The sequence below is a fragment of the Parasphingomonas halimpatiens genome, from assembly GCF_036663795.1.
Taxonomy (GTDB): Bacteria; Pseudomonadota; Alphaproteobacteria; order Sphingomonadales; family Sphingomonadaceae; genus Sphingomonas.
The window spans coordinates 116,681-141,521 of sequence record NZ_JAXOJP010000003.1; the positions used below are offsets into that span (position 1 = coordinate 116,681).

Here is a 24,841-nt window from a genome sequence, read left to right on the forward strand (position 1 = left end):
GTGTCCGGGCTCGCCCCAACCAAGCGCCCGCGCCCCAAGCAGGAGCGCGCGCAACTGACCTACGAGCTGTTGCTCGATGTCGCCGGTAATCTCCTGGCGGAAGTCGGTATCGACCGCATCTCGACCAACATGATCTGCGCGCGCGCCGGGGTCACCCCGCCGGCGCTCTATCGCTATTTCAAGGACAAATATGATGTGCTCGAGGCGCTTGGCCTGCGGCTGATGGCGCGCCAGAACGTCGTGCTCGAGCAATGGATCGCGCGCCATGTCGACAACGGCATCGATGCCTTGCGTGGCGGCATCGAGGAACTGTTGCTCGAAACCGCCGCGGTGACGCGCAGCGAGCCCGGCGCGGTGTGGATCCTGCGTGCGCTGCATGCGACGCCGCAGCTGGTGCATATTCGCCTCGAATCGCATCGCTACGTTACGGACCAACTCGTCGCGGCTTATATGCACCACCTTCCCGACGTCGATCGCGCGGCATTGTGGCAGCAGTTGCGGTTATCCGTCGAACTCGGCTTTGCCGCCGACGAAATGCTTCAGGAGGAGACACGCGTCTCGCCGGAGTTCGTCTTCAGCCAGGTCGCGCGCGTGCTGCGGGATGAGGTCGACCTCGGCGGCGCCGCATAGTCATCGCTGCCGCGCCTTTGGAAGCCTTGCTATCGGCGCCGCTTCGAAAAGCGGCTGGCCTTGGCATTGTCCTCGCTGGTCAATTTGCGCCAGCGATCGAAACGCTCCGAGGTCAACGTCCCCTCGGCAATCGCCGCCGCGATGGCGCAGCCGGGCTCGCCGGCATGCGCACAATCCGCAAAGCGGCAACGCTCCGCCACCAGGTTGAAATCGTCGAAGACCTCCGAAATCCCGGCCGTCGCGTCGGAAAGCTGCAGCTCGCGCATGCCGGGTGTGTCGAGCAACCATCCGCCGCCGGCGAGCCTGTGCATTTCGCGCGCGGTCGTGGTGTGTCGTCCGGTGTCATCGCCCGGGCGAGTCGCTTGCGTGGCGATGCTGTCCGACCCGCGCAGCGTGTTGACGAGTGTCGACTTGCCCACGCCCGAGGATCCGAGAAGCGCCACCGTCTGTCCCGTGCCACACCACCCAGCAAGGCGGGCGACGCTCGCCGGATCGCGGCCGTTGACGGTCTCGACGCGCAAGCCCGGCTCGATCGCACGCGCTGCCGCCTCATACGTCTTCGGCACATCCGTCAGGTCGGTCTTGGTGAGGATGACAACCGGATCGACGCCCACCTCGCGCGCCAGCACCAGATAGCGCTCCAGCCGCGCGACGCTGAAATCCTGGTTGCACGAAGCGACGATGAAAAGCGTATCGACATTGGCGGCGATCATCTGTTCCTTGCGCGGATCAGCCGGCGCGCGGCGCTTGAACAGGTTCATCCGGCGCAGGACGCGTGTCGGCAGCTGCGTGCGGTTGTCGATCAGCAGCCAGTCGCCGACCGTGGGGTGATCGTCCGACGGCTGGGCGCCGGGAATATAGGGTGAGATGAGCTGCTGCGACGCCCCGTCGCTGACGGCAATCTGGCCGCGGTGGACCGTCATGACCCGGACGGGATGGCACATTAGCCGCTCCTCGTCGGATAGCTGCTCAGCGAAAAAGGACTTCCAGCCGAGTTCTTCCAAAATCTCGTTGTGCGATCTCATCCGATTCCAGCAGCAACTTTCTTTGGGCGCCGAAGGAGTGGCGCCGGCGAGGCCTCAACGCGGAAAATATTTGATCTACCGAGAAATTATGGTGGACGCACTTGGGCTCGAACCAAGGACCCGCTGATTAAGAGTCAGCTGCTCTACCAACTGAGCTATGCGTCCATGACCGGCATGTCGAAGGCGCCTTGGAAGAGCGCGACCGCGTCGGGAGGGCGCGCGTTAGCAAACCGTGCGCCGCATGCAAACCCTTTTTTGCGGTTGGCGCTACCAGCGCACCACATTGCGGTTCTGTCGGTCGATCGACATCAGGATGCCGATGCAGATCATCACGGTCATCTGCGCCGAACCGCCGAAGCTGATCAGCGGCAGGGGCACGCCGACGACCGGCGCCAGACCCATCACCATCGCCATGTTGATCGCCACATAATAGAAGATCGTCGCGCTGAGGCCGGCCGCCGTCAGTTTGGCGAAGCGCGACTGGGCGCGCAGCGCGACGCCGATACCCCATTGAACGACGATCCCGAACAGGATGATCAGCCCGACGCCGCCGATCAGCCCCCATTCTTCCATCATCGTGGCCAGCGCGAAATCGGTCTGCCCCTCGGGGAGATAGTCGAGATGGCTTTGCGTGCCTTTTAAGAAACCCTTGCCGAGGATTCCGCCCGACCCGATCGCGATCTTCGACTGGCTGATATGATAGCCGATGCCGAGCGGGTCACTTTCGGGATTGAGGAACACGAGAATACGGTTCTTCTGATAACCGTGCAGCACGAAGTTGATTGCCAGCGGGATTGCCGCCCCCAAGGCCAGGCCACCGCCGATGAACAACCGTAGCGGCACGCCGGCCAGGAACATCACCGTGATCCCGCCGATCACTACCATCAGCGCGGTACCGAGATCGGGCTGTTTCATGATGATCGCGGCCGGCACCAGAATCAGCGCGGCCGCCGGCCACACACCGCCGAACTTGCGCGTCTCGCTGGCCGGCAACATGTCGTAGAATTTGGCGCAGGCCAGCACGATGCACGGCTTCATCAGTTCGGACGGCTGCAGCCGGATCAGGCCGAGATCGAGCCAGCGCTGGCCGCCGCCGCGCACCGCGCCGAGCAGCTCGACGAGGAGCAACAGAACGATCAGCACGGCATAGGCGGGCAGTGCGCCGCCATTCCAGACACCCTCCTTGACCCGCGACAGGATGATCGCTCCGGCCAGGAAGATGAAGAAGCGCACGCCCTGCGACAGCGCCCAGGGATGGATGCTGCCGCCGGCGGCCGAATAAAGCACCAGCAGGTCGAAGCAGCCGATGATCAGCACCACGGTGATGATCTTCCACGGCAGCTGCGCCAGCGGCGCGGGGACGAAGTCGAGCCCGCTCATGGTGTCGTCGGGTCCGGAGAGCCCTGCGTCGCGACGCCGCCGCCGGTCGCGGTGGCATTGGCCTGCGCCTCGGCGCTGGCATCGGCGGCGTTGGTCGCCGCGGCGACCGCCGGGGCGTCGGTTGCCGCGTCGGCATCAGCCTCGGTCTGCGCCGCGGCGATCGGCGACGGGGCGCCGGCGGCGGTACGATAGGCGGCGGATTGCGCCGCCATCCGGGTTCTGATGTCGCCGCCCCAGCTTGGTTCGAGTTCGGCGAGGCTGGCGAGCGCGCGGTCGCGATCGAACAGATAGGTCATGATGTCGCGCCCGATCCCCGGCGTGTCGAGGTTGCGCACGGTGTGCCCGCCATGTTCGAGGACGATCGCCGCAGCGTAGCGTGGATTGTCGGCCGGGGCGAAGCAGACGAACAAGGCGTGGTCGCGCAGCTTGAACGGCAGCGCGGCGTTTTTGAGCACGCCGCCCGCGCGCTCGTTCATCGTGATGCGCCGGACCTGCGCCGTGCCGGTCTTGGCGGCGAGGCTGACCCCCGGGACCGCCATCCGCGCCGCGCCGCCCGTGCCGCCACCGTTGACCACGCCGAACATCGCCTCGCGAATCATCGTGAGATGCTCGGGCGTAAGCGGCAGGGCAGGGGCCGGCTTGTTCTGGCCCATCAGCAAGGTCGGCTGGATCAGCCGCCCCGAGGCGATGCGCGATGCCATCACCGCGAGCTGCAGCGGATTGGCGAGCACATAGCCCTGGCCGATCGACGCGTTGAGCGAATCCGCCACCGTCCAGGGCTGGTGATAGCGCTTCAGCTTCCACGCCGGGTCGGGCACCGTGCCGTAACGCTGGGTCGAGAAGGGCAGCTCGAACTTTTGCCCCAGCCCGAGCAATCGCGCGACCGGGGCGATCGCGTCGTAACCGACTTCGCGCACCATCTGATAGAAGAAGATGTCGCAGCTCTGCATGATCGCGTTCTTGAGGTCGAGCGCACCGTGCCCGCTCTTCTTGTGGCAGTGGAAGATGCCGTTGCCGACGCGCAGCGCCCCGGTGCAATTGACCCGCGTGCCCGGATCGACCCCGGCCTCGAGCAGCGCCAGCCCGTTCATCGGCTTCACCGTCGAGCCCGGCGGATACAGCCCCTGCAGCACCTTGTTCATCAACGGCACATGGTCGTCGTCGCTGAGCATCTTCCATTCGAGATGGCTGATGCCGTCGGAAAACTGGTTGGGGTCGTAGGCCGGCATCGACACCATCGCCAGCATCTCGCCCGTCAGGCAATCGAACACCACCGCCGAGCCCGAATTGGTGCCGAGCCGCCGCGCGGCATATTCCTGAAGGCCGGCATCGATCGTCAGCCTTGTGTTGGTACCGGGTGTGTCGGGCCGCGTGTCGAGTTCGCGTACCAGCTTGCCGCGCGCCGTCACCTCGACGCGCTTGGCGCCGGGCTTGCCGCGCAACTGATCTTCGAGTGACTTTTCCAGGCCGTCCTTGCCAAGCTTGAAACCCGGCGTGACGAGCAACTGGTCGCGAGTCTTCTGGAACTGCTCGGCATTGGCGGCGCCGACATAGCCGGTGAGATGCGCGACCGCCGCACCGGCGGGATAGCTGCGCGAAAAGCCGCGCGTCGGCGCCACCCCCGGCAAATCGGGCATGCGTACGCTGACCGCAGCGAAGCGCTCCCAGTCGAGATTCTCCGCGACCTGCACCGGCTGGAAGCCTGCGGCATGCTTCAGATCGGTGCGGATGCGGTCGACCTGTTCGACCGGCAGCGAGAGAATCTGCTGGAGCAGCGCCAGGACGCGCTCATGCGCCTCCTTGTCGAGCCGGTCGGGGATGATGTCGACGCGGAAATCGGTGCGGTTGTTGGCGATTGCCACACCCTTGCGATCAACGATCCAGCCCCGCCGCGGCGGCACCAGTGTCATGTTGACGCGGTTGCTCTCGCTCAACAGGCTGTAGCGCTGGTTCTCCGCCACCGCGATCCACGCCATGCGCCCCGCAAGGACGACGCCGACCGCCGCCTGACCCGCGCCGAGCAGGATAGCGCGGCGCGAAAAGCTGTAATTCTGGGCGGACTCGGTGACCATCGGCCGCAAGCCGTTCATGCGACAGCGCGCCTCCGGTCGAGCCAGACGGCGAAGCGCGCCGCAATCGGAAAGAGCATCACCGAGACCATCACCTGCAGCAATAGCACGGTATCGACATGCGCGCCGATCGGCGTTGCGACGAGCCGCCCGGCGATCAGGCAGAAGGCGATCGAGCCTGCCGCGATCAGCCAATCCTGCCAGAAATCGCGAAAAACGAGTCGCTGGTCGATCAGGTCGATGCAGATGAAGCAGAGCTGCCACAACAGGATCGCGCTGCCCATCGGCTGTCCGCTGAGCAGGTCGTCGAAAAAGCCGAGCGGCAGCGGTGCCCAGATCGGCAGCACGGCCGGCCGCGCCATCCGCCAGCCGAGCAGCATCAACAGCCCCAATGGCGGCAGGAACGGGAAGGAGCCGATGAACGGCCAGATCGTTGCCAGCGATCCGAGCATGATCGATCCGGCCGGGAGCGCCCTGCGCCAGCCGCTATGCGGCTGGTCGTCATAGGCGCCCTTGAGCGGGCTGCTCACGGCGTCGGCCCCGTCGGCAGCGTCGGCGCCACCGGCATGAACGCCTGCTGGACCAGCGCGAAATCGAGCGTGTCGGGCTGGGCGAAACTCCGCGCCAGCCCGGCATCGCCATGCGCGCGCCTGAGAATCTGTGCGACAGGGATATTCGGGGCATAAACCCCGCCGGTACCGGTCGTGACGAAGACATCGCCCGGCAGGAAGTCGGCGGTCGCCGAGGCGGCGGACTTGATGTCGAGCAATCCGTCGCCGCGTCCGACGGCCAGCGCCGGCATGCTGTCGCGCGTTCGCCGCACGGGAATCTGGCTCTCCGGATCGGTCAGCAGAAGGACGCGCGCGCTGTTCGGCCCGGTTTCGAGGATCTGCCCGATCAGGCCTTCGGGGCCGCGCACCGGCTGGCCCTTTTTGACACCCTGCCAGCTACCGGCGTTGAGCACCGCGAAGCGCCGCGTGCTCGACGCGCTGCTGCTGACGAGGCGCGCGGTGGCGACCGGGTCGCTCACGCGCTCGCGCACCGCGAGCAGGGTCTTGAGGCGGCGGTTGTCGTACGAGATTGCGCGCGCGCGCATCAGCAGCGCCTTGGCGTCGTCAAGCTCCTTGCGCAGCCGCTGATTCTCGTCATGCACCGCGACATAGTCGGAAATGCCCTGCGGGATTGCCGCGATCCCGCGGCCTGCGCCGGCAATGCTTGTCGAAATCGGCGTCGTCACTTCCGCCACCGTCGCCCGCAGCGCGCCGAAGGCGGGCGGATCGAGCGTGGCAAGCGCCAGCAGCACCGCGCCGACCAGCGAGCCGGCCACCGCGATCACATAACCGATAAACAGCGTATATTGCGCCCGACGCGAAAAACCCGGGCGCCGGTTACGAGGCGGCGCCATCTCATCCCCTCAAGCCCGACGCCTCGCCCCCACGGCAGAGGCGCAAAAAAACGTTTACGCGCTGTGCAGCACGCCGCGGAACACCGGATCCTCGAGCGCACGCCCGGTACCGAGCGCGACGCAGATCAGCGGGTCCTCCGCCACCGTCACCGGCAGGCCGGTTTCGTCGCGCAGCACCTCGTCGATGCCCTGCAACAAGGCGCCACCACCCGTCAGCACGATACCCTGATCGACGATGTCGGCGGCCAGCTCCGGCGCGGTGTTTTCCAGCGCGATGCGCACGCCCTCGACGATCGTCCCGACCGGCTCGCTGAGCGCCTCGGCGATCTGGCCCTGATTGATCTGGATTTCCTTGGGCACGCCATTGACGAGGTCGCGACCCTTGATGTGGATCGTGAGACCAATGCCGTCAGCCGGCGGCTTGGCCACGCCGACTTCCTGCTTGATCCGCTCGGCGGTGGCGTCGCCGATCAGCAGGTTATGGTTGCGGCGGACGTACGAGACTATCGCCTCGTCCATCTTGTCGCCACCGACGCGCACCGAGGTGGTGTAGGCGAGACCGCGCAGCGACAGCACCGCGACCTCAGTCGTGCCGCCGCCGATATCGACGACCATCGAACCGATCGGCTCGGTGACGGGCATGTCGGCGCCGATCGCGGCCGCCATCGGCTCCTCGATCAGCCACACCTGGCTGGCACCGGCGTTCGACGCGGCGTCGCGGATCGCGCGGCGCTCGACCGAGGTCGAGCCCGACGGCACGCAGATCACGATCTGCGGCCAGCGCATGAAGCGCCGCTGCCCGCCATGAACCTTGTGGATGAAATGCTTGATCATCTGCTCGGCGACGTCGATGTCGGCGATCACGCCGTCGCGCAACGGGCGGATCGCCTGGATGCTATCGGGGGTCTTGCCCATCATCAGCTTGGCGTCGTCGCCGACAGCCTTCACGCGCTTCACGCCGTTGATGGTTTCCACCGCGACGACCGACGGCTCGTTGAGCACGATGCCGCGTCCGCGCAGATAAACCACCGTGTTCGCCGTGCCGAGATCGATCGCCATGTCATGGGACATGAATTTGAAGAACCGCGAGAAGAAGGCCATCTATTCGTTTCCGTTCCTGGCCGGAGGTCCGGCCCGTCGCACATCGCCATATCCCCAACCCCAGCAGCCTGGAATGCCACGCTCTGGTTACCTGTTTATGCGGGTCGCGGGATGCCGTCGCTTGGGCTAGAGCAACATTCATGTCAATACGGCGCCTGCCCGAACATCTGGTCAATCGCATCGCCGCCGGCGAGGTGGTGGAACGCCCCGCCAGCGCGTTGAAGGAACTGGTCGAAAACGCCGTCGATGCCGGCGCGCTGCGCATCGACATTCGCCTTGCCGGTGGGGGTGTCGACCTGATCGAGGTCGCCGATGATGGATGCGGCATGGCGCCGCCCGAAATGGCGCTCGCGCTGGAGCGTCACGCCACCTCCAAGCTCCCCGACGAGGCGATCGAAAACGTCGTAACGCTCGGATTTCGCGGCGAGGCGCTGCCCTCGATCGCCAGCGTTGCGCGGCTCACGCTCGAAAGTCGCGTGCGCGGCGCCGAGGGTTGGAGCCGGATCGTCGACAATGGTGTGCTCGTCGCCGAGGGGCCGGCGGCTATTCCCCCGGGGACGCGCGTCCGCGTCGAGCAACTGTTCGGCCGGGTCCCCGCACGCCGCAAGTTCCTGCGCTCGCCGCGCGCCGAATATGCCGCCAGCCTCGACGTGGTGAAGCGTCTCGCCATGGCACGGCCCGACATCGCCTTTTCGCTCGAGCATGACGGGCGTCGGACATTGTCGGTGCCGGCCGGCGAGACGCTGCCCGACCGCGTCGCCGCGCTCACCGATCGCGGGCTGGTCGACAATGGCATCGCCGTCGATCTCGAACGCGAGGGGCTGCGGCTCGGCGGCGTCGCCGGGCTCCCGACCTTCAACCGCGGCATCGCCGACCACCAATTTCTTTTCGTCAACGGCCGACCGGTGAAGGATCGTCTGCTGATCGGCGCGGTGCGCGGTGCCTATGCCGAACTGCTCGCGCGCGATCGCCACGCGGTTGTCGCGCTGTTCCTCGACGTGCCCACGGATATGGTCGACGTCAACGTCCACCCCGCCAAGACTGAAGTGCGCTTCCGCGAACCGAGCCTGGTGCGCGGCATGATCGTCAGCGGCCTGCGCCGCGCGCTCGACGAAGCCGGCCACCGCAGCGCCCAACGTCCAGCCGCCGATGCGATGACCCAGTGGCAAACCGAACCGCTAGAGGCCGCGCCTTCTCCCTCTCCCCATTTATGGGGAGTTCCGGGCGCATTCGGGGCCGATCATGCCCCCGGCATGATCTCTGGAATGCCGAGGGCATTCCAGACCTCGAATGCGCCCGGAACTGGCCGGGGAGAGGGGCAGTCCGACCTCCTCACCAGCTACGTTAGAGAATCCCGCCCCACCTACTTCGCCGCTCCGCCACCCCAGGCCCGCGCCGAACCCGCCTACGCGCCGATCCCCAACACCACCCAGCACCCGCTCGGCGTCGCGCGCGGCCAGGTCGCGCGGACCTATATCGTCGCCGAAGCGGAAGATGGGCTGGTCATCGTCGACCAGCATGCCGCGCACGAACGGCTCGTGCTCGAACGGATGCGCAAGGCGATGGCGCAGGGCGGGGTCGCGGCACAGGCGCTGCTGCTCCCCGAAGTGGTCGAACTCGACGAGCCCGCCTGCGACCGCCTCGAAACTCGCGCCGCCGAACTGACCGAGTTCGGCCTCGAGCTCGAACGCTTCGGCCCGCACGCGATGCTGGTGCGCAGCGTGCCGGCGATGCTCGGCCAGAGCGACGTGCGCGGCCTGATCGCCGATCTTGCCGACGAACTCGCCGCCTATGACGAGGCGCTGAGCCTGCGTGAACGCCTCGACCATGTCGCCGCGACGATGGCCTGCCACGGCTCGGTCCGCGCCGGCCGCGTGCTGTCGGTCGCCGAGATGAACGCGCTGCTCCGCGAGATGGAGGTCACCCCGCATAGCGGCCAGTGCAACCACGGTCGCCCGACCTGGATCAAGCTCGCGCATGGCGATATCGAGAAGCTGTTCGGGCGAAGGTGATACCGGAACCAGGAGAAGTGCCCATGCCGATCATCCTCCTCCCGTTCGCCATCTTTTTAACGTGCGGCATTGCCCAATTCTGGTTCTATCGACGCATTCGCCAGACGCTCGTGGAGCGTCACCCCAATGTCTGGCTGGCGCTATCCCGCAAGGCATGGTTCATCGACAGCGCAGTCGTTAGCTTCGCCTTCGGCCGAAAAGCTCGGTTGCTCGGTGATCCTGTCCTGATGGTACGGGTGAGAGATGCGAGGGTTCTCATGGCAGTCGCTTTCGCCGCCTGGCTTGTTGCCGCCGGATTGCTCATAACTGGCCTTGGCGGCCTGACCAGCTGAAGATCAGCGCAGCGTGTCGCCGGACACTGAACTTCATTTCATCTCGCGGACGTTCCAGCCGCAAAATGAGCCCGCTCATTCATCTGAAACCTTTCGCGACGGGCGCGCGTATTTCCGTCGTCCGATCGAAGGAGGCGAACGAACGATGAAAAATGCAGCGTCCCTGATCTTCGCCCTGATCCCGTTGATCGCGGTCGTAGGTGCCTGCGTCGCGGTACCGTGACAGAAGGAATCATCGACTCATCGATGGAAAAGCACGGCTCACCGTTGAAAGACGGTTACCAGCTTCTTAAATCACCGCCAAGAGACGTCCCGTCTCGGTGGACTCGACCATAGCATGACCAAGGTGATCCCCGTTTTGTTTGCCCTCATCCCGCTTGCCGCCGTGGTGAGTACCTATGTGATGACGGCCTGACGCCACCCCGGTGCCGTAAAGCAAAAGGGCCGCCCGGATCGCTCCGGACGGCCCTTTTTTATTGTGTGGCGTGCAGCCGATCAGCCTTCGCTGGTTTCGGTCGCTTCCTCGGCCTGAACCTCGGCGGTGGCGCCCGGTTCGGCATTGGGGTCGTACGCCTCGACGAAGCCGGCCTCGTCCTTTTCGAACATGGCGGCCATGACGTCGACGCCCTTGGCCTGCATCTCGGCCTCTTCGGGCGAGCGCGCGACATTGACCTTGATCGTCACCGACACCTCAGGGTGCAGCGCGGCCTTGACGTCATACACGCCGATCGACTTGATCGGCTTGTTGAGCACGATCGCCGACTTGCCGACCTTGTGGCCGGCGGCCTCAAGTGCCTCGACCAGATCGCGCACCGCGACCGAGCCGTAAAGCTGGCCAGTGTTCGATGCCTGGCGGATCAGCGTCACCGAGGTGCCGTCGATCGCCTTGGCTTCGGTCTCGGCTTCGCCGCGACGCGAGGCGTTGTCGGCGACGATGCGCTCACGATTGGCCTCGAACACCTTGCGGTTGGCCTCGTTGGCGCGCAGCGCCTTCTTGTTCGGCAACAGGAAGTTGCGCGCAAAGCCGTCCTTGACGGTGACGACATCGCCGATGACGCCGAGCTTCTCGACGCGCTCGAGCAGAATGATCTTCATCGCTGCTACTCCTTACTTAACGATGTAGGGCAGCAGGCCCAGATGGCGGGCGCGCTTGATCGCCTGGGCGAGCTCGCGCTGCTTCTTCGCGCTCACCGAGGTGATGCGCGACGGGACGATCTTGCCACGCTCGGAGACGAAGCCCTGCAGCAACCGGACGTCCTTATAGTCGATCCGGGGGGCGTCCTTCGCGGAGAACGGGCAGCTCTTGCGGCGGCGGAAAAATGGGCGTGCCATGGTCTATCGCTCCTTATTCGCCGTCGAAATCGCGACGCGGGCGGTCGCCACGATCGCCACGACCTTCGCGGTCACCGCGACGCTCGCGGTCGCGCTCCTGCTTGCGCATCATCACCGAAGGGCCCTCTTCATGGCCGTCAACCTTGACGGTCATGTAGCGGATCACGTCTTCATTGATCTGCGTCTGGCGCTCCAGCTCGGCGACCACGCCGGCCGGCGCGTCGATTTCGAGCATGACGTAATGCGCCTTGCGATTCTTGGCGATCTTGTAGGCCAGGCTGCGCAGGCCCCAGCTCTCGGTCTTGATGACCGTGCCTTCGTGATCCTTGACGATCTGTGCAGCAGCTTCCGCCAGCGTGTCTACCTGCGCCTGTGCCAGATCCTGGCGCGCAAGGAACACGTGCTCGTAAAGAGCCATGTTGTCTTACCTTCTCTTGGCCGATCGCTGACGCCGCCCAATGCGGTCGCCCCTCCGGCTGTCGTCTCAACAAATCAGGAGCAGACAGCCATAGGCCGTCCACCCCGGAGCGCGGTGCCTTAGCGAAATCCCCGCGAAAGGCAAGGCTAGAGTATCGGCTGGCTGACCAAGGCGGCCTCGGCCGCGCAATTCTGCGGCTTCGGTGTCGCGGCGTCGGCGCGAAGCGCAGCCAGTTCGGCGCGCGCTGCGGCGAGATCGGCCTGGAAGGCCACTTGCGCGTGGACCGCCGTCAGCGTCGCGGCGGAGGTAATCCGTCCGGCCTCGACCGCAGTCATGTTGTGGACGCCGCACACCACGCGGCTCTCACCATAAGCGCGCCCACGCGCCATGATCGCCGTCGCGCGATCGGGGACGAGTTCGGCGAGCAGGCTCGCCCAGGTCCAGGCCCAGGTCGCGTGGCCGGAAGGGTAGTCGAAGCTGCCCTTGAGTTCCGCCGGCGGCTGGCACACCGCACCCTTGTCGATGAGGAAAGGGCGGTCGCGCTTGAAGAAATCCTTGGCGGTGCCCGACTGGGTCTGGGTGTCGATCCCCGCCTTGCCGATCACCTTCATCGTCGCCGGTGCGTTCTGCGGGGTCAGCGCGATCCCGACCGAGCAGCTGAACGCGCTCATCATGTAGGGGATGCCGGTCGCGACATCCCTGGTCGCGAGATCGCCGCGCGGCGTGCCCAGCCAGTGCCGCGTCGCCTTGAAGATCGCGCGGTCGGCGGCATAGCGTGCGTCGCCCTGGTGCGGTGCCGCGGGCAGCACCTGCGTGATGTCGATCGTCCCCGACGGCAGATACCCGGCGCGTTGCTGCTGGCCGAGCAGCAGCGCCGGCACCGCAACGACGAGCGCCGTCGCCAGAATCCAACTCCGCTTGATCATACCTACCTCCGCCCGCGATTTCCCACGGTGCCGACATGGCAGGGCGCGGCGCAAAACGAAAGCGGCGGCGCGTCGCTGCAACGCCGCTCCTCGTTCTGACGGGCGCGCGCCTTAGTTGAAGGCACCCGCGAGCACGGCGCCGATCAGACCGCCGCTGATCGCGACGAGCACTGCGTCATTGTCCGACCGTACCCAACGATAGCCACGCGGCGGCGCGTAGAGGTGACGGCCGCGATAGCCGCGCCAGTTGTTGATCACCTGATAATGGCGCGCCTGGCGCCGGTCGAAGCGCTGGCCCTTGCGCCAGTTGCGATGCTGCGGCGCGCGCACGACGGTGCGCTTGACGATCACGGTACGGCCGGGTTGCTGGCGCACCGTCGTGCTGTGCCGCTCCTCGATCCCGCGACGGTCCTGCGGCGCGGCAACCGCCGGTGCGGCGATCATCGGCCCGGCGGCGATCGACGCGGCAAGCGCGGCCAGAATCAGCTTCTTCATGTTCTTACTCCTCGGTTCGGCGCCGATGCGATCGGCGTCCAACACCATCTGGGGAGCGATTGTCGCACACCCGTCGCGCCCAACGCGCGAAGTGATCGCAAAGTGTCGCGGATCGAGCGTGAAACTGAATGGTAGTTCAGAATCGCCGCCTTCGCGGCGCGCCTTGCCTAAAGGACGCGGGCTTTCTAGTCCGGCGACCCGTTTCGAGTGGAGACCATCATGCGCGCGTTCATCTTTCCCGGGCAGGGTAGCCAGGCCGTCGGCATGGGCAAGGCGCTTGCCGACTCCAGCGCGGTTGCGCGCGCGGTATTCCAGGAGGTCGACGATGCGCTCGGCCAGCATCTCTCGCGCCTGATGTTCGACGGCCCGGCCGCGGAACTCGTCCTGACCGAAAACGCCCAGCCGGCGATCATGGCCAACGCCATCGCGACGCTGCGGGTGCTCGAAAAGGAAGGCGGTATCCGTCTCGCCGACAAGGCGGATTATGTCGCGGGCCATTCGCTCGGCGAATATAGCGCGCTGTGCGCGGCCGGCGCGCTCGACCTTGCGACCACCGCGCTGCTGCTCAAGCATCGCGGTCTCGCGATGCAGGCGGCGGTGCCGGTCGGGCAGGGCGGCATGGCCGCGTTGCTCGGCGCCGATGTCGACAAGGCGCTGATCATCGCCAACGCCGCGGCGGAGGGGGAGGTCTGCACCGTCGCCAACGATAACGACCCGTCGCAGGTCGTGATCTCGGGCGCGCTCGCCGCAATCGAGCGTGCCGTCGCCATCGCCAAGGAATTTGGTGCCAAGCGGGCGATCCTGCTGCCGGTATCCGCGCCCTTCCACTGCCCGCTGATGCAGCCGGCTGCCGATGCGATGGCCAAGACCCTGGCGCAGGCGCGGATCGACACGCCCTTGGTCCCCGTTTTCGCCAACGTTACCGCGCAGCCAGTTAGCGACGTCGACACGATCCGCCGTCTGCTCGTCGAGCAGGTCACCGGCATGGTGCGCTGGCGCGAATCGGTGCTGGCGATGGTCGACACCGGCGTCGAGCGCTTCATCGAATTCGGCGGCAAGGTTCTCGCGCCGATGGTCAAACGCACTGCTCCCGACGTCGACGCGACCAGCATCGTGACGATGGACGACATCGAAGCTTTGGCGAAGGCGCTTTAAGACAGGGCTTTGTTCACGCGGAGGCGCGGAGACGCGGAGAAGAAGTGCGCGATATCGAGCAAGTTAGCGGCGATGTGGTCGATCTGGCCTTTCGGCTGCATCGCGATCTCGGGCCCGGCTTGCTCGAGAGCGTCTACGAAGCCGTCATGGCGGCTAAGCTCGAGCAAATGGGTTATCTGGTTAGCCGACAACAGCCCATCGACATTGAATATGACGACCTTCGCTTCGATGCAGCATTCAAGATCGACCTTCTCGTCGATCGACGGCTGCTAATCGAAATCAAATCGGTTGAACGGTTAAGCGCAGCTCATGGAAAGCAGCTGCTGACATATCTGCGGCTGACCAAGCAACCGGTCGGCCTGCTTATCAATTTTGGTGGCGCGACGCTCAAGGAGGGGCTCCGACGGATCGTCAACGACTACACCCCCTCCGCGTCTCCGCGTCTCCGCGTGAACAAAGTATAAGGAGAAAGTACATGTTCGACCTCACAGGCATGACCGCCCTCGTCACCGGCGCCTCGGGCGGGATCGGTTCAGCGATCGCGCAGGCACTGGCCGCGCAGGGGGCGCGGCTTGCCGTTTCCGGTTCAAACGCCGAGAAGCTCGAGGCATTCCGCGCGTCGCTCGGCGGCGATCATATCGCGTTGCCGTGCGATCTGTCCGACAGCGCGGCGGTCGATGCGCTGGTGCCGCGCGCGGTCGAGGCGCTGGGGGGCAAGCTCGACATTCTCGTCAACAATGCCGGCATCACGCGCGACAATCTCGCGATGCGCATGAAGGACGAGGAATGGGACACGGTCATCCGCGTCAATCTCGAAGCCGCCTTCCGCCTGATCCGTGCCGCCGCGCGGCCGATGATGAAGGCACGCTACGGCCGCGTCATCTCGATCACCTCGGTGGTCGGCACGACCGGCAACCCCGGCCAGGCCAATTATGCCGCGTCCAAGGCCGGCCTTGTCGGCATGTCCAAGGCGCTTGCGCAGGAACTCGCCAGCCGCAACATCACGGTTAACTGTGTCGCCCCCGGCTTCATCCGCTCGGCGATGACCGATGTCCTGCCCGAGGCGCAAAAGGCGGCGCTGTTGACCAAGATTCCGGCCGGTGATCTCGGTACCGGCGAGGATATCGGTGCGGCGGTCGTGTACCTCGCCAGCAAGGAAGCCGGCTATGTCACGGGGCAGACCTTGCACGTCAACGGCGGCATGGCGATGATCTGAAGAATCGGCCCGACGCGAGTCGGGCCAAACCGGGGGGAATTTGAAATGCGTATCCTGATCGCGCTGCCGCTGGCGGCAGCCATCTTCGTGGCATCGCCGGCCGTTGCCCGTGACGATCGTCCGGTGGCATGCATCTACGCCAAATCGCACCGTATCCCGCGTCCGGATCTCGTTGCGCTGGTGCGCAGCGGTTTCAACCCGACGTCGGGCCCCGAGAAGAATGCGATGATGACATTGGCTGATGCCGTGCGCGCCTGTCGCGCGCAATTCGGCTGGGCGGACAAGCGCCAGGGCGTCGCGCTGCGCTATTTGAGCGGACGGGTGCTGCACGAGGACGCGGTGTACCGCGGCCAGAAATCCGGGCTTACCGATGAGATACTTGGCGGCATCGTCGGCGCGCTCGATCCCGCCGGCCGTGCTGCCTATGTCGCCGGCCATCCGACCCCCGAGCTCAATCGTGCCGCGATGGCAGCGTTGAAAGGCGCGGGCGTGGCCGTCGACTCGCTGACTGGAGAAGATCTGACCGCGCTCGGGTCGATCATCGGGGAAGGCGTGACCGGGCTAGTGGTACAGCAGGACGCCGAAGCCGGCTTCGCGGCGAGTTAGCGCCGCGTCCTTCCGTTTGCGCATATCGCACCAAAGGCGACGCACCCCTTGCGCCAGTCCCACGCGCGCTCTACGTGCGTTGAGCAACACACAGACCCCCAAAGCAGAGAGGGAATTCACATGAGCGAGACTGCCGATCGCGTAAAGAAGATCGTCGTCGAGCATCTCGGTGTCGATGCCGACAAGGTGACCGAAGATGCGAGCTTCATCGATGATCTGGGCGCCGACAGCCTCGACATCGTTGAGCTGGTGATGGCGTTCGAAGAAGAATTCGGGGTCGAGATCCCTGACGATGCCGCCGAGAAGATCGGTACCGTCAAGGATGCGATCACGTTCATCGACGAACACAAGGCCTGAGCGCCTGCGGGAACGCGGCGACGCGCGCCCGTGCCCTGAACAGGGCAGAATGATCAGGATCGGCTCCCCGTCCCAGGGCTAAGCACGGGGCGGGGAGCCGATTTCCGTTTGAGTGAAGTGGAGAATGCCATGCGTCGTGTCGTGGTGACCGGATTGGGTTTGGTGACGCCGCTGGGTGCGGATGTCGAAACCGCCTGGGCCAATATCCTCGCCGCCAAATCGGGTGCGGCAACGATCACGCGTTTCGACGCGACCGATTATGCCTGCACCATCGCGTGTGAGGTCAAGCCGGCGGATCATCCTTACGGTTTCGACCCCGGCAAGCGTGTCGACCACAAGGTCCAGCGCCAGGTCGACCCGTTCATCATCTTCGGCATCGATGCCGCCGGCCAGGCGCTCGAAGATGCCGGCCTCACCGACATGACCGAAGCCCAGCGCTACCGCGCCGGCTGCTCGATCGGCTCGGGCATCGGCGGCCTGCCGGGCATCGCCAGCGAATCCATCGTGCTCCACGAAAAGGGCCCGCGCCGCGTTTCCCCACATTTCGTCCATGGCCGTCTGATCAACCTGATCACCGGGCAGGTGCAGATCAAATATGGCCTGATGGGCCCCAACCATGCCGTCGTCACCGCCTGTTCGACCGGCGCACATTCGATCGGCGACGCCGCCCGGATGATCGCGATGGACGATGCCGATGTGATGCTCGCGGGCGGCGCCGAAGGCGCGATCTGCCCGCTCGGCATCGCCGGCTTCTCGCAGGCCCGCGCACTGTCGACCAACTTCAACGCGACGCCCGAACGCGCCAGCCGGCCCTATGACGTCGACCGCGACGGCTTCGTCATGGGCGAGGGCGCCGGTGTCGTGTGCCTCGAGGAATATGAGCACGCCAAGGCGCGCGGCGCGAAAATCTATGCCGAGGTGATCGGCTATGGCCTGTCGGGCGACGCCTATCACGTGACGGCGCCGCACCCGGAAGGCTCGGGCGCGTTCCGCTCGATGGAAATGGCGATGAAGAAGTCGGGTCTGGCACTATCCGACATCGATTATATCAACGCCCATGGCACCTCGACGCCGCTCGGCGACGAGCTCGAACTGAACGCCGTGCGCCGCCTGTTCGGAAACAATATCGACACGCTGTCGATGAGCTCGACCAAGTCGGCGATCGGCCATCTGCTCGGCGGCGCCGGTGCGGTCGAAAGCATCTTCTGCATCCTCGCGCTGCGCGACCAGATCGTGCCGCCGACACTCAACCTCGACAATCCCAGCGAGAATTGCGCCGGGGTCGATCTCGTGCCGCACGTCGCCAAGAAGCGCTCGGTCAAGGCCGTGCTCAACAACAGCTTCGGCTTTGGCGGTACCAACGCCAGCCTCGTGATGAAGGCGGTCTAGCAGCTCATGCGCCGCCTTGGTTGCTTCGGCCTGCTCGCAATCCTGCTCGTCGTCGCCGCCGGCTTCGTCGTGTTGCAGATGTGGGGCGGCCGCGGCCCGCTGGCGCGCAACATCACGATCACCGTGGCACCGGGCAGCAGCCTCGCCACGGTGTCGGAGCAATTGGAGAAGGCCGGCGCGATCCCGTCCGCCGACCGCTTCCGGCTGTTCGCCAGGTTCCTCGGCAGCACCGCGGCGATCAAGGCCGGCGAATATCGCATCCCCGCGCATCTCAGCCAGGCCGATATCCTCAAAAGGCTGCAGGGCAGCAGGACCGTGCAGCGCTTGGTCAACATCCCCGAAGGCTGGCCCGCGGTGATGGTCAAGGACGCGCTGATGAAGGAGCCCGGCCTCAGCGGCAGCGTCGCGGTGCCGATCGAGGGCACCGTGCTGCCCGACAGCTATGCCTTTCAGCGCGGTGACACGCGCGACTTCATCCTCAAGCGCATGCAGCATGCGATGGTCGCTTATCTCGCCTCGGCCTGGGACAAGCGCCAGCCCGGCATCGCCGTGTCGACGCCGCGCGAGGCGCTGATCCTCGCCTCGATCGTCGAGAAGGAGACGGGCAAGTCGGAGGAACGTCGGCTCGTCGCCGCGGTCTATTCGAACCGCCTCAAGCGCGGCATGATGTTGCAGGCCGATCCGACGATCATCTACCCGATCACCCAGGGCCGCCCGCTCGGCCGCCGCATCCTGCGCTCCGAGATCGACGCGAAGAACGACTATAACACCTATGCCATGACGGGCCTGCCGGCGGGGCCGATCTGCAACCCCGGTCGCGCGTCGATCGACGCGGTGCTCAACCCGGCACAGTCGAACGCACTCTACTTCGTCGCCGACGGCACTGGTGGCCATGTCTTCGCCGACACGCTCGAGCAGCACAACGCCAACGTCGAAAAGTGGCGCGCGATCAGGCGCGCACGCGGCGAGATGCAGTAGGAGCGATCCGGCGCAACCCGGCGCGCGCCACCAGATGCCTGGGTTCGCGCAGATCCCACACCAGGCCCAACCGCCGCAGCGTCACCAGCACCCACCAACCCGGATCATGCTGACCCGGTTCGATTCCCAGCCGCGCCGAATCGGGCCAGGCATGGTGGTTGCCGTGCCACGCCTCGCCAAAGGTGATCAGCGCGGCAATCGGCAGGTCGTGACCCTGGACTGCGGTACCATCGACGACCCAGCCGGCCGGCCCGCGCCGATGCGTGATGTGGCCGACCAGCCAATGCCCCGTCACTGACACCGCGATGCGGAGCGGCACGCCCCAGATCAGCCACGGCATCCCGCCGATCGACCAGAACAGCAGCGCCACCGGTAGCTGCTGCGCCATCCATGTCGCTTCGAGAAAGCGCAGGAACGGCGCGTCAAGATGTGGTTCGGGTACGAAGCGCGGCGGATGGTCGAACGCAACCCGGCAATGCATCTGCCACCATGCATCGTGCAGCATCGTCGTGCGGTGTGCATGGAGATCATGGCATGCCGCCTGTTGCTGCGCCCAGTCGCGGGTATCGTGCAGCCGTACCATACCGAGCGGCCCCGCCATCCCGACCAGCGTGCCGAGATAGACCAACAGATATTCCATCGCGCGCGACGTCTGGAAATTGCGATGGATCAACAGTCGGTGCAGCCCGATCGAATGGCCGAGGCACAGGGTGACCGCGCTCGTTATCAGATACAGCGCCACCGCACCTGGCGTGACGAAAAAGGGTGCCAGCCCGACCCCGACCAGCGTCATCGAACCGATCCAGATCGATCGCGCGGGCGCCCATTGCACGATCCCCGCGGTTGCGCTCGTCTCGGGATCGACGTGCATGCGATCGGTTGCGATGCAGGGCATGGCATACTCCCAGGTAATTAGGGAATAGCCTAAATACACCGCACCATTTGTCAATGCTTAGCTTATTTCCTAAATGCCTGCGTCTGGAGGCATGATGCAGCGAATCTTCGAAGCCCTGGCGTCACCGGTCCGACGCAAGATCCTGGCCTATCTCTCGCACACCGAGTTGAGCGCGGGGGATATCGCCGCGCGCTTCGCCATGTCGAAGCCGTCGATCTCGCAGCATCTCTCGATCCTCGAAGCTGCGGGGCTCGTCGCCAGCGAGAAACGCGGCCAGTTCGTCTTCTACCGCCAGGTTCCCGAGAATCTCGTCAACACGCTCAACGGCTTCGTCCAGGAAGCCTGCCCGTATAGCCGCCCGTTGAAGCGCGAGAGTGCTGCGCTGGCCAAGGTCAGGCAGGAAGATTGAGCGCAGCCACGGTCGCGCCGAGCAGCCCGCGCCAACCGGCATAAGCCTCGCGGGCCCAGGCTTCCACATCGGCGATATGGCCTGACACGGTGATGTCGGCGGCCGTCAGTCGCCACGCGCCTGCGCGAGCCGGTAGCGCCGGGAAATCCGTTCCTGCCAGCTGTTGCAGCAACGCTGTCGCCTGCGCATGCGTGCGGCCCCTTCCCAAAATCGCGTCGAGCGCGGCGAAGTGCAGCCACACGGATCGTACGGCCCGTCCATCGGTCGGATCGCCGGGTTGCTGCAATGCATAGGCATCGACGGTCAGGCGGTGGCTGGCGCGAAACAGCGCCGGATCCTGATACTCCCGTGCGAGAACCGCGCCAAAGGCGGCCCAGCACCCCGCGCTGCCGATCATATAGGGGTGGGTTGCCCCGTCGACCGGCGGGAAATACCCGCCGCAGCCACCGCAGGAGATTGCGGCGATCATACCGTCAGCCGCGCAGACCCGCTGCCGCACGCGCCTTGGTCTCGACCTCGGCCATCGAACCGCCGGTTACCCAGCTGCCGCCGACGCACAGTACCGGCGCGAAGGCGAGCCATTCGGGCGCGCTTGCTTCGGTGATGCCGCCGGTCGGGCAGAAGCGGCACTGGTAGAAGGGCGCGGCGAGCGCCTTCAATGCCTTGAGGCCACCATTGGCCTCGGCCGGGAAGAATTTGAAGTGCGTCAGGCCGAGTTCGAGCCCGAGCATGATGTCGGCGGCATTGGCGATGCCGGGCAGAAAGGGCACGCCGCTGGCGATGATCGGCGTGGCGAGCCGCTCGGTGAGGCCCGGCGAGACGATGAACTCGGCACCGGCGTCCATTACCTGCTCGAACTGCTCGGCATTGACCACGGTGCCGGCACCCACGATCGCCCCGGGGACCTGCTTCATCGCGCGGATCGCGTCGAGCGCTGCGTCGGTGCGCATCGTCACCTCGAGCACGCGCAGGCCGCCAGCGACGAGTGCTTCCGCAAGCGGGCGCGCGGTCGCGGCATCGTCGATTACCAACACCGGGATGACCGCGCTGGTGCGCATGATGTCGGCGATATCGGTCATCTAGCTTGATCCTGGGCAAAGGCAGCCGCGGCGCCGAACAGGCCGGGCTGGGGGTGGGTAATGAGCTTGACCGGCACCGCCGCCATCATCGACTGGAAGCGGCCCTTGGCGGTGAAACGCTCGCCAAAGCCCGATCGGGCGAGATGGTCCTTGAGCCGTAGCCCGAGACCGCCGGCAATCACAACACCGCTGGCGCCATGCGACAGTGCGAGGTCACCCGCCACCGCGCCGAGGCACAGGCAGAAACGGTCGAGCGCGGCGAGCGCCAGGCTGTCCTGACCGTCGAGCGCCTGCGTCCAGATCGCCTTGTCGTCGAGCCGCTGTACCGCGCGCCCCTCGATCTCGGCCAGCGTCTCGTAGATCGTGACGATCCCCGGCCCGGCGACGATCCGTTCGGTCGACACACGGTTGAAGGTCTTGCGCAGCCGCTTGAGCATCGCGTCTTCCAGCGCGTCGAGCGGCGCGAAATCGGTGTGGCCGCCCTCGGTTTCGAGGACGTGATAGCCGTGCGGTGTGCGCAGGATCTGCGCCACCCCGAGACCTGTGCCCGGACCACAAACGGTCAGCACGCCATTGGCCGGGAAGGGCGTATCGGGACCCGAGAGGTGCACGAAGGCCTCGTCCGGAACCTGCGCCACGGCATGGCCGATCGCGCCGAAATCGTTGATCAGGACATAATCGTCGACCGCCAGCCGCTCTTTGACCAGCGCGGGCCGAATGATCCACGGATTGTTGGTCAGCTTGATGATCTCACCGCCGATCGGCGAGGCGACCGCAATCGCTGCGGCACGCGGCATCGGCCGGCCAAGCTGCTCGCCGAACGCCTGCCAGGCGGTTTGCAGCGAGGCATATTCTGCGGTCTTGAGCGTCACCGCCTCGCCGAGCGAGACGACCTTGCCGCCGGCCACCTCGGCAATGGCGAAGCGGGCGTGCGTCCCGCCGATATCGACCGCGACCAGGTCCATGCTCACCAGCCCATCGCCGCGAGCAAGGGCGATGCGCCCTTTTCGGCCTCACTCGCCGCGCCGCGGAACAGCGCGAACAACTCGCGGCCCATGCCGACCGCCGGCGCCGGCGCCTCGACGAACGACCGCGCCGCCCATTCCACCGGGTCGACCAGCGCTTCGAGCGTACCGGCCACGGCGTCGAGCCGGATCATATCGCCGTCGCGCACCTTGCCGAGCGGGCCACCGCCGAGAGCCTCGGGACTGGCATGGATCGCGCACGGCACCTTGCCACTCGCGCCCGACATGCGCCCGTCGGTGACCAGCGCGACACGGAAGCCGCGATTCTGCAGCACGCCGAGCGGCGGTGTGAGTTTGTGCAGTTCGGGCATGCCGTTGGCGCGCGGCCCCTGGAAACGCACCACAACGACGACGTCGCGGTCGAGTTCGCCGGCCCTGAACGCCGCCTGCACGTCGAGCTGGTCGTGGAACACGCGTGCCGGCGCCTCGATCACCCAGCGATCGCGCTCGACCGCGCTGACCTTGATGCACGCGCGGCCGAGATTGCCGGCGAGGATGCGGAAGCCGCCTTCGGGGGCGAACGGCGTGGCGGCGGGGCGCAGGATCGTGTCGTCGCCGCTGGCGCCCGGATCTTCCCAGGCTACCGCGTCGGCATCGACGACCGGCCGCTTGCCATAGTCGGTCATGTCATCGCCACCGACCGTCAGCAGGTCGCGATGCAAGAGGCCGGCATCGAGTAGTTCGCGGATGACATAGGGCATGCCGCCGGCATCCTCGAAGCCGTTCACGTCAGCGGCGCCATTGGGATAGACCCGTGCGATCAGCGGCACGGCGCGCGACAACCGGTCGACATCGTCCCAGTCGATCAGGATGCCTGCCGTCGCCGCGATGGCGGGCAGGTGGATCAGATGGTTGGTCGAGCCGCCCGTCGCGAGCAGGCCGATCGCCGCGTTGACGATGGCCTTTTCGTCGACGCACAGCCCGATCGGGCGATAGTCGTCGCCGTCCCAGCCGATCTTCGCGAGGCGATGCACGGCGGCGCGGCTGAGTTCCTGGCGCAGTTTGGTATCCGGATTGGCGAAGGCGGCGCCGGGGATGTGAAGGCCCATCACCTCCATCATCATCTGGTTCGAATTGGCCGTGCCGTAAAAGGTGCAGGTGCCCTTGGAGTGATAGGCGCCGATCTCGGCCTCGAGCAGCGCGTCGCGCCCGACCTTACCCTCGGCAAAGGCCTCACGGACGGCGGCCTTCTCCTTGTTGGGCGTGCCGGTGCGCATCGGTCCACCCGGCACAAGGATCATCGGCAGATGGCCGAAGCGCAGCGCGCCCATCAGCAGCCCCGGCACGATCTTGTCGCAGATGCCGAGCAGCGCGGCGCCTTCGAACATGCCGTGGCTCAGCGCCACCGCAGTCGACAGCGCGATGGTGTCGCGGCTGAACAGCGACAGCTCCATCCCGGCATAGCCCTGCGTCACGCCGTCGCACATCGCCGGCACACCGCCAGCGACCTGCGCCGTGGCACCGGCCTCGCGTGCCCAGATCTTCATCTGTTCGGGGTAGCGGTAATAGACGGCATGCGCCGAGAGCATGTCGTTATAGGCGCTGACGATGCCGATGTTCATCGCCTTGCCGGTCTTCATCGTATCGCGGTCTTCCTCGGTCCCGGCATAACCGTGCGCGAGGTTGGCGCAGCCCAGCGTGGGTCGCGCGACATGCTGGTCGCGCTCGCGCCGGATCAGCGCGAGATACGCCTCGCGCGTCGGCCGCGAGCGCTCGATCACCCGATCGGTGACCGCTGAGATGTCGGGGTGCAAGGTCATGCGCTTTGCCCTGCAACCGTTCGCCCTGAGCTTGTCGAAGGGCTGCTCTCCTTCTCGCGGGAACGAAGAAAGGACAGTGCTTCGACAGGCTCAGCACGAACGGAGGAGGGGTTGTGCAACACTTTTACGGCGCCCAGTGGATGTCGACCGGCAGTTCGGCATCGGCAAGCACGCGGCCGATCGGATAGGCCGAGGACGGGCCCTGCTTGATCGCTGCCTCGATGACCTTCTTCTTGGCATCGCCGGTCACAGCGATCAGCAGTGCGCGTGCCGAGACGATCGCGGCGCGCGACAGCGACACGCGCGCCACGGGTGCCTCGGAGGGCAGCGGATCGGGCATCACGCCGAGCGCGCGGCGTTCGTTCGGGCCGCTCAGCGCCTCGTCGAAATCGGGGCCGGGGAAGATCGACGCGGTATGGCCATCGGCACCGACACCGAGCAGGCACAGGTCGAGCGGCCAGTGCAGGTCCTGCATCAGCGCATCGGCCGAGCGGCCTGCCGCCTTGTAGTCAGCGGTGGCGGTCGGGACGATCGGCATGACGCGTGCGCCCTTGGGCAGGAAGGTCTTGGCGATCATCGTCACGTTGCTCAGCGGATCGCCGAGCGGCACGATGCGCTCGTCGGTCGGCACGATCGTCACGCGCTTCCAGTCGAGCTTGGCCTGGGCCAGCTTGGCGTAGATCGGCACCGGGGTCTTGCCGCCCGAAAGCGCGACGACACAGCCGCCGCGCGCATCGATCGCGCTTTCGATGATGAAGGCGATATCGCCGGCGACGGCCGCGGCCATCTCCTCGGCGTCGTCATAGTCCCACCATTCGATTTCGTCGCTCATAGTCACTCCTTTGCC

29 protein-coding genes and 1 tRNA gene are annotated in these 24,841 nt (G+C 66.1%); 12 read left to right on the forward strand and 18 right to left on the reverse strand.

The window, feature by feature from the left end; genetic code table 11:
- Nucleotides 1-630 carry a TetR/AcrR family transcriptional regulator gene (locus U1839_RS04460; protein ID WP_332802466.1) on the forward strand — a complete coding sequence of 210 codons (630 nt, stop codon included), beginning with the start codon at nucleotides 1-3 and terminating at the stop codon, nucleotides 628-630.
- Between the two features lie 29 nt (nucleotides 631-659).
- On the opposite strand, the gene rsgA is transcribed toward U1839_RS04460, so the two are convergent.
- From rsgA to U1839_RS04495, 7 genes are all read right to left on the reverse strand, one after another.
- Nucleotides 660-1,574 (reverse strand): ribosome small subunit-dependent GTPase A, encoded by a 915-nt coding sequence (gene rsgA, locus U1839_RS04465; RefSeq protein ID WP_443030566.1) that lies wholly within the window; start codon nucleotides 1,572-1,574, stop codon nucleotides 660-662.
- Between the two features lie 170 nt (nucleotides 1,575-1,744).
- Nucleotides 1,745-1,820: transfer RNA gene (locus tag U1839_RS04470), tRNA-Lys, on the reverse strand.
- Nucleotides 1,821-1,922: 102 nt separating this feature from the next.
- On the reverse strand, nucleotides 1,923-3,035 hold the full coding sequence (rodA, locus tag U1839_RS04475) for a rod shape-determining protein RodA (protein WP_332802468.1): 1,113 nt from the start codon (nucleotides 3,033-3,035) through the stop codon (nucleotides 1,923-1,925).
- Complete coding sequence (gene mrdA, locus U1839_RS04480) at nucleotides 3,032-5,125, reverse strand: penicillin-binding protein 2 (RefSeq protein ID WP_332802469.1); 2,094 nt, start codon at nucleotides 5,123-5,125, stop codon at nucleotides 3,032-3,034. Before mrdA ends, rodA begins: the two co-directional genes overlap by 4 nt.
- Nucleotides 5,122-5,634: a rod shape-determining protein MreD gene (locus tag U1839_RS04485; RefSeq protein ID WP_332802470.1), complete on the reverse strand. Its 513-nt coding sequence runs from the start codon at nucleotides 5,632-5,634 to the stop codon at nucleotides 5,122-5,124. Before U1839_RS04485 ends, mrdA begins: the two co-directional genes overlap by 4 nt.
- Nucleotides 5,631-6,509 carry a rod shape-determining protein MreC gene (gene mreC, locus U1839_RS04490; RefSeq protein WP_332802471.1) on the reverse strand — a complete coding sequence of 293 codons (879 nt, stop codon included), beginning with the start codon at nucleotides 6,507-6,509 and terminating at the stop codon, nucleotides 5,631-5,633. The genes U1839_RS04485 and mreC overlap by 4 nt, the downstream gene beginning before the upstream one ends.
- A gap of 54 nt (nucleotides 6,510-6,563) precedes the next feature.
- Nucleotides 6,564-7,610: a rod shape-determining protein gene (locus U1839_RS04495; protein ID WP_281124465.1), complete on the reverse strand. Its 1,047-nt coding sequence runs from the start codon at nucleotides 7,608-7,610 to the stop codon at nucleotides 6,564-6,566.
- A 140-nt stretch (nucleotides 7,611-7,750) separates the two neighbouring features.
- Here U1839_RS04495 and mutL point away from each other — a divergent pair, with 140 nt between their 5' ends.
- The 3 genes from mutL to U1839_RS04510 are packed head-to-tail and all read left to right on the forward strand — an operon-like array spanning nucleotide 7,751 to nucleotide 10,177.
- Nucleotides 7,751-9,622 (forward strand): DNA mismatch repair endonuclease MutL, encoded by a 1,872-nt coding sequence (gene mutL, locus U1839_RS04500; RefSeq protein WP_332802472.1) that lies wholly within the window; start codon nucleotides 7,751-7,753, stop codon nucleotides 9,620-9,622.
- Nucleotides 9,623-9,645: 23 nt separating this feature from the next.
- Nucleotides 9,646-9,954, forward strand: coding sequence for a hypothetical protein (locus tag U1839_RS04505; RefSeq protein WP_332802473.1), 309 nt, complete (start codon nucleotides 9,646-9,648; stop codon nucleotides 9,952-9,954).
- A gap of 13 nt (nucleotides 9,955-9,967) precedes the next feature.
- Nucleotides 9,968-10,177, forward strand: a complete 210-nt coding sequence (locus tag U1839_RS04510; RefSeq protein WP_332802474.1) for a hypothetical protein — start codon at nucleotides 9,968-9,970, stop codon at nucleotides 10,175-10,177.
- 272 nt (nucleotides 10,178-10,449) lie between these two features.
- Here U1839_RS04510 and rplI read toward each other — a convergent pair whose 3' ends face one another.
- From rplI to U1839_RS04535, 5 genes are all read right to left on the reverse strand, one after another.
- Complete coding sequence (gene rplI, locus U1839_RS04515; RefSeq protein WP_332802475.1) at nucleotides 10,450-11,049, reverse strand: 50S ribosomal protein L9; 600 nt, start codon at nucleotides 11,047-11,049, stop codon at nucleotides 10,450-10,452.
- A gap of 12 nt (nucleotides 11,050-11,061) precedes the next feature.
- Nucleotides 11,062-11,286, reverse strand: coding sequence for a 30S ribosomal protein S18 (gene rpsR, locus U1839_RS04520; protein ID WP_010543816.1), 225 nt, complete (start codon nucleotides 11,284-11,286; stop codon nucleotides 11,062-11,064).
- 13 nt (nucleotides 11,287-11,299) lie between these two features.
- Nucleotides 11,300-11,704: a 30S ribosomal protein S6 gene (gene rpsF / locus U1839_RS04525; RefSeq protein WP_281124462.1), complete on the reverse strand. Its 405-nt coding sequence runs from the start codon at nucleotides 11,702-11,704 to the stop codon at nucleotides 11,300-11,302.
- Between the two features lie 146 nt (nucleotides 11,705-11,850).
- Nucleotides 11,851-12,630: an acid phosphatase gene (locus tag U1839_RS04530; RefSeq protein WP_332802476.1), complete on the reverse strand. Its 780-nt coding sequence runs from the start codon at nucleotides 12,628-12,630 to the stop codon at nucleotides 11,851-11,853.
- A 111-nt stretch (nucleotides 12,631-12,741) separates the two neighbouring features.
- Nucleotides 12,742-13,125, reverse strand: a complete 384-nt coding sequence (locus tag U1839_RS04535) for an RcnB family protein (RefSeq protein WP_332802477.1) — start codon at nucleotides 13,123-13,125, stop codon at nucleotides 12,742-12,744.
- A 219-nt stretch (nucleotides 13,126-13,344) separates the two neighbouring features.
- Here U1839_RS04535 and fabD point away from each other — a divergent pair, with 219 nt between their 5' ends.
- From fabD to mltG, 7 genes are all read left to right on the forward strand, one after another.
- A complete protein-coding gene (gene fabD / locus U1839_RS04540) occupies nucleotides 13,345-14,280 on the forward strand; it encodes an ACP S-malonyltransferase (RefSeq protein ID WP_332802478.1) in 936 nt (311 codons plus the stop codon).
- A gap of 44 nt (nucleotides 14,281-14,324) precedes the next feature.
- Nucleotides 14,325-14,744, forward strand: a complete 420-nt coding sequence (locus tag U1839_RS04545; RefSeq protein ID WP_332802479.1) for a GxxExxY protein — start codon at nucleotides 14,325-14,327, stop codon at nucleotides 14,742-14,744.
- Nucleotides 14,745-14,755: 11 nt separating this feature from the next.
- Nucleotides 14,756-15,496, forward strand: a complete 741-nt coding sequence (fabG, locus tag U1839_RS04550) for a 3-oxoacyl-[acyl-carrier-protein] reductase (protein ID WP_332802480.1) — start codon at nucleotides 14,756-14,758, stop codon at nucleotides 15,494-15,496.
- A gap of 45 nt (nucleotides 15,497-15,541) precedes the next feature.
- Nucleotides 15,542-16,102: a hypothetical protein gene (locus U1839_RS04555; protein WP_332802481.1), complete on the forward strand. Its 561-nt coding sequence runs from the start codon at nucleotides 15,542-15,544 to the stop codon at nucleotides 16,100-16,102.
- A 120-nt stretch (nucleotides 16,103-16,222) separates the two neighbouring features.
- Nucleotides 16,223-16,459 carry an acyl carrier protein gene (locus U1839_RS04560; RefSeq protein WP_281124455.1) on the forward strand — a complete coding sequence of 79 codons (237 nt, stop codon included), beginning with the start codon at nucleotides 16,223-16,225 and terminating at the stop codon, nucleotides 16,457-16,459.
- Between the two features lie 129 nt (nucleotides 16,460-16,588).
- The gene (gene fabF / locus U1839_RS04565; RefSeq protein ID WP_332802482.1) at nucleotides 16,589-17,848 is read left to right on the forward strand and encodes a beta-ketoacyl-ACP synthase II; all 1,260 of its coding nucleotides are present in this window, start codon (nucleotides 16,589-16,591) and stop codon (nucleotides 17,846-17,848) included.
- 6 nt (nucleotides 17,849-17,854) lie between these two features.
- A complete protein-coding gene (mltG, locus tag U1839_RS04570) occupies nucleotides 17,855-18,826 on the forward strand; it encodes an endolytic transglycosylase MltG (protein WP_332802483.1) in 972 nt (323 codons plus the stop codon).
- On the opposite strand, the gene U1839_RS04575 is transcribed toward mltG, so the two are convergent.
- On the reverse strand, nucleotides 18,798-19,721 hold the full coding sequence (locus U1839_RS04575) for an acyl-CoA desaturase (RefSeq protein ID WP_332802484.1): 924 nt from the start codon (nucleotides 19,719-19,721) through the stop codon (nucleotides 18,798-18,800). The genes mltG and U1839_RS04575 overlap by 29 nt on opposite strands.
- A gap of 91 nt (nucleotides 19,722-19,812) precedes the next feature.
- On the opposite strand from U1839_RS04575, the gene U1839_RS04580 reads away from it, so the two are divergent.
- Nucleotides 19,813-20,130: a metalloregulator ArsR/SmtB family transcription factor gene (locus U1839_RS04580; protein ID WP_332802485.1), complete on the forward strand. Its 318-nt coding sequence runs from the start codon at nucleotides 19,813-19,815 to the stop codon at nucleotides 20,128-20,130.
- Here U1839_RS04580 and U1839_RS04585 read toward each other — a convergent pair.
- The 5 genes from U1839_RS04585 to pgl form a co-directional block, all read right to left on the reverse strand.
- Complete coding sequence (locus U1839_RS04585; RefSeq protein ID WP_332802486.1) at nucleotides 20,114-20,599, reverse strand: DUF5946 family protein; 486 nt, start codon at nucleotides 20,597-20,599, stop codon at nucleotides 20,114-20,116. The genes U1839_RS04580 and U1839_RS04585 overlap by 17 nt on opposite strands.
- Before the next feature lie 4 nt (nucleotides 20,600-20,603).
- Nucleotides 20,604-21,209, reverse strand: a complete 606-nt coding sequence (eda, locus tag U1839_RS04590; protein ID WP_332802487.1) for a bifunctional 4-hydroxy-2-oxoglutarate aldolase/2-dehydro-3-deoxy-phosphogluconate aldolase — start codon at nucleotides 21,207-21,209, stop codon at nucleotides 20,604-20,606.
- A complete protein-coding gene (gene glk / locus U1839_RS04595) occupies nucleotides 21,206-22,174 on the reverse strand; it encodes a glucokinase (RefSeq protein ID WP_332802619.1) in 969 nt (322 codons plus the stop codon). Before glk ends, eda begins: the two co-directional genes overlap by 4 nt.
- A 2-nt stretch (nucleotides 22,175-22,176) precedes the next feature.
- Entirely contained in the window at nucleotides 22,177-23,994 is a 1,818-nt protein-coding gene (gene edd, locus U1839_RS04600) for a phosphogluconate dehydratase (protein ID WP_332802488.1), read from the reverse strand.
- Nucleotides 23,995-24,118: 124 nt separating this feature from the next.
- Nucleotides 24,119-24,826 (reverse strand): 6-phosphogluconolactonase, encoded by a 708-nt coding sequence (pgl, locus tag U1839_RS04605; RefSeq protein WP_332802489.1) that lies wholly within the window; start codon nucleotides 24,824-24,826, stop codon nucleotides 24,119-24,121.
- Nucleotides 24,827-24,841: the final 15 nt, after the last annotated feature.

Excerpts from the sequence above, each read along its gene's own strand:
- eda (WP_332802487.1), bottom strand. The coding sequence starts at position 21,209 with ATGACCGATATCGCCGACATCATGCGCACCAGCGCGGTCATCCCGGTG.
- mltG (WP_332802483.1), top strand. The coding sequence starts at position 17,855 with ATGCGCCGCCTTGGTTGCTTCGGCCTGCTCGCAATCCTGCTCGTCGTC.
- U1839_RS04505 (WP_332802473.1), top strand. The coding sequence starts at position 9,646 with ATGCCGATCATCCTCCTCCCGTTCGCCATCTTTTTAACGTGCGGCATT.
- pgl (WP_332802489.1), bottom strand. The coding sequence starts at position 24,826 with ATGAGCGACGAAATCGAATGGTGGGACTATGACGACGCCGAGGAGATG.
- rpsF (WP_281124462.1), bottom strand. The coding sequence starts at position 11,704 with ATGGCTCTTTACGAGCACGTGTTCCTTGCGCGCCAGGATCTGGCACAG.
- rplI (WP_332802475.1), bottom strand. The coding sequence starts at position 11,049 with ATGAAGATCATTCTGCTCGAGCGCGTCGAGAAGCTCGGCGTCATCGGC.
- rpsR (WP_010543816.1), bottom strand. The coding sequence starts at position 11,286 with ATGGCACGCCCATTTTTCCGCCGCCGCAAGAGCTGCCCGTTCTCCGCG.
- glk (WP_332802619.1), bottom strand. The coding sequence starts at position 22,174 with ATGGACCTGGTCGCGGTCGATATCGGCGGGACGCACGCCCGCTTCGCC.
- mutL (WP_332802472.1), top strand. The coding sequence starts at position 7,751 with ATGTCAATACGGCGCCTGCCCGAACATCTGGTCAATCGCATCGCCGCC.
- U1839_RS04535 (WP_332802477.1), bottom strand. The coding sequence starts at position 13,125 with ATGAAGAAGCTGATTCTGGCCGCGCTTGCCGCGTCGATCGCCGCCGGG.
- fabF (WP_332802482.1), top strand. The coding sequence starts at position 16,589 with ATGCGTCGTGTCGTGGTGACCGGATTGGGTTTGGTGACGCCGCTGGGT.
- fabG (WP_332802480.1), top strand. The coding sequence starts at position 14,756 with ATGTTCGACCTCACAGGCATGACCGCCCTCGTCACCGGCGCCTCGGGC.
- rsgA (WP_443030566.1), bottom strand. The coding sequence starts at position 1,574 with ATGTGCCATCCCGTCCGGGTCATGACGGTCCACCGCGGCCAGATTGCC.
- fabD (WP_332802478.1), top strand. The coding sequence starts at position 13,345 with ATGCGCGCGTTCATCTTTCCCGGGCAGGGTAGCCAGGCCGTCGGCATG.
- mrdA (WP_332802469.1), bottom strand. The coding sequence starts at position 5,125 with ATGAACGGCTTGCGGCCGATGGTCACCGAGTCCGCCCAGAATTACAGC.
- U1839_RS04585 (WP_332802486.1), bottom strand. The coding sequence starts at position 20,599 with ATGATCGCCGCAATCTCCTGCGGTGGCTGCGGCGGGTATTTCCCGCCG.
- U1839_RS04495 (WP_281124465.1), bottom strand. The coding sequence starts at position 7,610 with ATGGCCTTCTTCTCGCGGTTCTTCAAATTCATGTCCCATGACATGGCG.
- U1839_RS04580 (WP_332802485.1), top strand. The coding sequence starts at position 19,813 with ATGATGCAGCGAATCTTCGAAGCCCTGGCGTCACCGGTCCGACGCAAG.
- edd (WP_332802488.1), bottom strand. The coding sequence starts at position 23,994 with ATGACCTTGCACCCCGACATCTCAGCGGTCACCGATCGGGTGATCGAG.
- rodA (WP_332802468.1), bottom strand. The coding sequence starts at position 3,035 with ATGAGCGGGCTCGACTTCGTCCCCGCGCCGCTGGCGCAGCTGCCGTGG.
- mreC (WP_332802471.1), bottom strand. The coding sequence starts at position 6,509 with ATGGCGCCGCCTCGTAACCGGCGCCCGGGTTTTTCGCGTCGGGCGCAA.
- U1839_RS04575 (WP_332802484.1), bottom strand. The coding sequence starts at position 19,721 with ATGCCCTGCATCGCAACCGATCGCATGCACGTCGATCCCGAGACGAGC.
- U1839_RS04560 (WP_281124455.1), top strand. The coding sequence starts at position 16,223 with ATGAGCGAGACTGCCGATCGCGTAAAGAAGATCGTCGTCGAGCATCTC.
- U1839_RS04555 (WP_332802481.1), top strand. The coding sequence starts at position 15,542 with ATGCGTATCCTGATCGCGCTGCCGCTGGCGGCAGCCATCTTCGTGGCA.
- U1839_RS04530 (WP_332802476.1), bottom strand. The coding sequence starts at position 12,630 with ATGATCAAGCGGAGTTGGATTCTGGCGACGGCGCTCGTCGTTGCGGTG.